A 4,951-nucleotide genomic window follows, 5' to 3' on the forward strand; every position below is an offset into this window, starting at 1 on the left:
AGTATTCCCTAATGCCTATACAGTAGAAGGGATAGCGAGTGCAGCCGTTGCACCTTTAAAGGTAACACCTTTATTAAGTGTCAAGAGTGAACAAATGAAGATTTGTTCAGTTTAACACGAACGGTAAAATCATTGAACTTGTGGAAAACGGCGTGGATTTATCGGTGTGGCGATCGGAATCTAGGGCATCAAAGGAGCCTAATCAACAAATCCATTTTGTTTTCTTGGGGCGACTGGCAGACTGGAAGGGGGTAGACTTGCTACTGGAAGCCTTCGCCACTGTCGCCGCTCAAATGGATACAGCTTGGGAAATCATCGGCGATGGGGAGATGCGAGGGGAACTCGAAGCTCAAACGGCTCGTTTGGGACTCGACAGCAGAGTTGTATTTAGCGGCTGGCTCTCTCACGAGCAGTGCGCTCTCAAAATGCAACAAGCTGATATAATGGTATGCCCCAGTTTGCGGGAGCCTGGGGGGGCGGTGGTGATGGAGGCAATGGCAGTAGGCTTGCCGGTCATTGCGACGAATTGGGGCGGCCCAGTGGATTATCTGGATTCGACTTGCAGTATTTTAGTAGAACCAGATTCCAGAGAAGGCTTTGTCAAAGGACTAACTGATGCGATGTTAAAGCTCGCTCATTCACCTGAATTGCGACAGAGTATGGGTCAGGCTGGATGGGAGCGAGTGCGGGAGCATTTCGACTGGGAACGCAAAGTCGATCGCATGATTGAAATTTATGAACAAACCATCGACACTTGCCAAAAGCATTAGCTAGTCAATCTAAAGCAGCAGCCTTCAGATTGAAAGCTGCTGCTTGGGCTTGCAAAAAAGTGCGTAATGGCTAAAAAAACCACTCTACATCCTCGCTAAAAACGGGTTAACCAGTATTTGGTTAACCCGCAAGCTTAGAAACACGCAGAGTTATTAATTTTGCACTACCAACTTGACGTTGGCGTTTTGCAAACCACGCTGCTTGACTGCTGCCAAGGTCTTGTTAACTGCGTACTTCTGGTTGATGGAGTTAATTAACTCAGTTTGATTGTGCTTTTTGGCAACGCCCCAGAGGTCTGCAATCAGATCAAAGGAACCGTCGCTATTGCGAGACCAACCCAGGTCATATTCGCCTTCCAGAGTCGCCACGATGTCGGAGCGAACGCGCTGACCATTATAGCCACGAACATCAGCTTCTGACTTGACTGAAATGCCCAAGTCACGTAGGGAAGCTTTCAGGATTTCGGCATCAGTGATTTTGGTACGCAGAGTGCTAAAGTGAGACATTGGATTTCCTCCTAATAAAACTGAGAGAGAAACAACAACGGTCTGGATTTAACGGTGCCGCTGGGCGGCTCTTCAATCGAACTGCTAGCTGTTGCTAGCCTTTGCTCCTGTTTGGACCAGGAGAAAGCTTTTAGAATTCCATTCGCTGGTATTCAGCGACGGAAGACGCAGCGGGCCGTGCGCGCTGTCTCGCCCAATCTCGGAGGGCGCTGACCTGTTCGGTCATGGTTTTAGACAGTGGCAATGTAGATTTAATGGCCGCGATGATATCTAACTGCGTAAACTCTCTATCTTGAGCGAAGGCCTCGTACATGGCTGCTACTAGCCCTTGCTCAATTTCTGCTCCTGAAAAGCCGTCGGAAACATTGGAAAGTTGCTCTAAATCGAAGCGAGAAATTTCCCGACGCCGTTTTGACAGGTGAATTTTGAATATATCTTGGCGTTCTTCTTTCGTTGGCAGGTCAACAAAGAAGAGCTCGTCGAATCGACCTTTCCTCAAGAATTCCCCCGGCAACCGCTCGATTCGGTTTGCTGTTGCCATTACGAAGACTGGGGAAGTTTTTTCTTGCATCCAAGTGAGGAATGAACCGAAAATTCGGCTGGAGGTTCCTCCGTCTGAGTCGGCCGAACCAGTGCCTCCTGCAAAGGCTTTGTCTAGTTCGTCGATGAAGAGGATGGCTGGGGAGATGGATTCTGCGGTTTTGAGGGCGTTGCGGAGGTTGGCTTCGCTGCGACCTACCATTGAGCCGTCGTAGACTCTACCCATATCTAGCCTTAGCAGGGGCAGTCCCCACAGGCGCGAGGTAGTCTTGGCAATCAGCGATTTTCCGCATCCGGGTACGCCGAGAATTAACATCCCTTTTGGTTGGGGCAAGCCGTATTCTCTCGCCCTTTCTGTAAAGGCGTTGGAACGCTGCTTGAGCCACCGTTTTAGTTCTTCTAAACCCCCGACTGCATCCAGGGTTTCGTCTTCTTCTACAAACTCTAGAATGCCGTTGCGCCGAATTAATTGCTTTTTCTCCGACAGAACTATGTCTACTTCTTCTTCGGTTAAGCGCCCCGTGGAAACTTGGGCTTTGCGATAAACTTTTTCAGCTTCATCCTTAGTCAATCCCAAGGCTGCTTTTAAAAGTTTTTCTCGCGCTTCTGTGGTAATGCGTCGCGATTTCGTTTGCTCCAACTGGCTAGACAATACTTGGTTTAGTTCCTTCATGTCTGGGAGCGCGAAGTCTAATACCACGACTTCCTTTTCTAGCTCGATCGGGATTTGCTGCAAAGGAGACATCAGGATAATTGTCTTTTGTGTTCCTTTGAAGTTGGCGATCGCATCACGCAACAACCTTGTTACGGTTGCATCATCTTTAAAAGGATGCAGGTCTTTGAATACATAGATAGTAGCGTTGTTGTTCGGTTCGCGCTGCCTAATCGCCCATTCAATAGCTGCCTGCGGCGAGAGGGTGCTTTGCTGAGTGTTTGCACGAGGTTGACCGTACTCTATCATGCCCTGGGTTACAGTCCAGACAAAGACTCGGCGCTGCGGCTTAGCTTGAGCTATTGCGGAAATTGCTTGCTCACACCGCTCTTCCTCGGATGTCACGAGGTAGATCAGAGGATATTGAGCTTGGATTAGTATACTGATCTCTTCTTGCATATTCCTCGACCCACTAGAGACGGTGCTATCTTTGCTGAATCTCAATGCTGCCATTAGCGCATTACTGAATGAGATTTCCAGTTATGGCTTTTTGAGCAAGCAAGGCATTCTTAGCAGGGAACCAATTCTTCCTCTCCCGGTTGGGCTGTGCTGGCACTGACGCCGGACACTTGCTTGACTGGAAGCTCCTGCTCAGCCAATACACTCGGCTGACTTGTTACCGATGCCAGTTCTCCATCTCGCATTACTACAGAACCCGTGCATTCTGGACAAGTGTACACCCGGTGGGTTTGTCCGTAGGAGGCTTCTACTTCGTCAACCAGTTCGGGGTTTCCTAGGTAGAAGACAATTGCCCTTTCTGCAATTGATGACATCGGTTCTGTTTCAACTGCGGCTTTGATTTTGAGCTGGCGATGCAGTTCAGGTGGAAGATACAGTGTAACTTTTTGCTTTTCTTGCATATCAGTGAATTGACTTACCCGGGTATGTATATTAGATTAGCCACTTAATTCTTTGCTGTCAAGCCTCTATGCTGCTTTAGCGTCATCTTGTAATATTTCGTTACAATTGCCGTAATTTTGGGGCGGTTAACAACGGAAAATAGAAGGATTTAGCTGATGAGGCAGCTATCAAGGTACGTTGTTGCGCTTCAGCGCTCTTATATATATATTGAAAGAGCGCTGAAGCGCAACAACGTACCTAAAGGCGAATGTTGGGAAAAAACTCTAATTTGAAAGCTGATTAGCCGATCGCCCCCCGAGATGTGGGAAAATCAATCAGAGTCTGCCGGTAAACATCCGGCAATCCCGTGTCAAAACACCGCCCTTGCACCACATAACCAGCCATTCCCTCCAACTCCCGCAACTTATCCAAACACGACGTTAACTGAAATTCGCCTCTTTCTCGAAAATTGGCATTAATATGTTCTGCCAAACAATCAAAGATTATAGGATCGAGGACATACATCCCAAACATTGATAAGAATAAATCCTCTGCCAAGCCTTCTACGCTTAAATGCTGCCGCGCATACTCGATATCCGGCTTTTCGTAAACTTGCGTCACCGACAAAATAGTATCTTGTTCCTGCCAAACTCCCGCCGCACAGCCGTAGTGATGAATTACATCAGATGGTGTTACCCTCAAACCAATGACGCTGTGCTGCACTTGCGAGTAAATATCCAATAGTTGGCGCGCACAAGAGCTTTCTGTTTGCGACGAGTAAATGTGATCGCCCAAAAGCAGGAGAAATGGCTCGTTGTTCACCCATTCCTTAGCACAAAATACCGCGTGGCCGAACCCTTCCTGGACATCCTGAGTGAGAATTGTAACGCGCTGGCCCAACTGTTGTAAATATTTGCTATAATCCTGATTTTGCTGAGACAGTTTTTGGAAAAGTTCGGGAGACGGCTTAGTTTTAAAGAAATCTTCAAAAAAAGTGCGATCGCCCTTTTGCACAACTATACCAACTTCCTCGATGCCCGCGCTCAAAGCTTCTTCCACAATTGCCAAAATTATCGGTTTAGCGCGGCCAGTGCGATCGATAATTGGCAAGAATTCCTTCTTCACTGCCTTAGTAGCCGGAAACATCCGAGTACCGAAACCGGCTGCCGGAATCACTGCTTTTTTGACTGTAGACTCGCACCGATTTTCACTCATACGGTTCTCTTCTGTGCGCCCTCTGCGCCTCTGCGGTTCCTTCATTAAATCATCTTTCAGATTGCGATTAACTCCATTGGTGACAACTTAAGACTAAAACCCTTCTTGATAAATCTCGTTTATATGCCGAGCCTAGATCCCCCTAAATCCCCCTTAGGTCGGGGGACTTTGAGAAGACTCCGGTTCCCCCCTTGTAGGGCTACGGTGTACACACAAGTCGAGTTGGAAATCAATTGACCCAAAAAAACGGAAATTTATTTTTTTAATCCTTGATTTCCCGTCACCCATTATCAATAATTTAAAACTATTGATAACGATCTCGATTGTCTAAAAACCTTGCCGACTAAGGGTTGTGTCAGACACAGCC

5 protein-coding genes are annotated in these 4,951 nt (G+C 47.5%); 1 reads left to right on the plus strand and 4 read right to left on the minus strand.

Annotated features, from left to right (window positions below; all coding sequences use genetic code 11):
• The first annotated feature begins 140 nt into the window (after positions 1 to 140).
• Positions 141 to 770, plus strand: a complete 630-nt coding sequence (locus QZW82_RS32025; protein WP_293158381.1) for a glycosyltransferase family 4 protein — start codon at positions 141 to 143, stop codon at positions 768 to 770.
• Between the two features lie 153 nt (positions 771 to 923).
• Here QZW82_RS32025 and QZW82_RS32030 read toward each other — a convergent pair whose 3' ends face one another.
• The 4 genes from QZW82_RS32030 to QZW82_RS32045 form a co-directional block, all read right to left on the minus strand.
• Positions 924 to 1,277, minus strand: coding sequence for a DUF1257 domain-containing protein (locus tag QZW82_RS32030; protein ID WP_096832348.1), 354 nt, complete (start codon positions 1,275 to 1,277; stop codon positions 924 to 926).
• A 130-nt stretch (positions 1,278 to 1,407) separates the two neighbouring features.
• Positions 1,408 to 2,928 carry an AAA family ATPase gene (locus QZW82_RS32035; protein WP_293132029.1) on the minus strand — a complete coding sequence of 507 codons (1,521 nt, stop codon included), beginning with the start codon at positions 2,926 to 2,928 and terminating at the stop codon, positions 1,408 to 1,410.
• A gap of 110 nt (positions 2,929 to 3,038) precedes the next feature.
• Positions 3,039 to 3,389: a hypothetical protein gene (locus tag QZW82_RS32040; RefSeq protein WP_193974745.1), complete on the minus strand. Its 351-nt coding sequence runs from the start codon at positions 3,387 to 3,389 to the stop codon at positions 3,039 to 3,041.
• A gap of 280 nt (positions 3,390 to 3,669) precedes the next feature.
• The gene (locus tag QZW82_RS32045; RefSeq protein ID WP_293158384.1) at positions 3,670 to 4,584 is read right to left on the minus strand and encodes a UTP--glucose-1-phosphate uridylyltransferase; all 915 of its coding nucleotides are present in this window, start codon (positions 4,582 to 4,584) and stop codon (positions 3,670 to 3,672) included.
• Positions 4,585 to 4,951 lie beyond the last annotated feature (367 nt).

This window comes from Microcoleus sp. bin48.metabat.b7b8b9.023 (genome assembly GCF_013299185.1).
Classification (GTDB): domain Bacteria; phylum Cyanobacteriota; class Cyanobacteriia; order Cyanobacteriales; family Microcoleaceae; genus Microcoleus.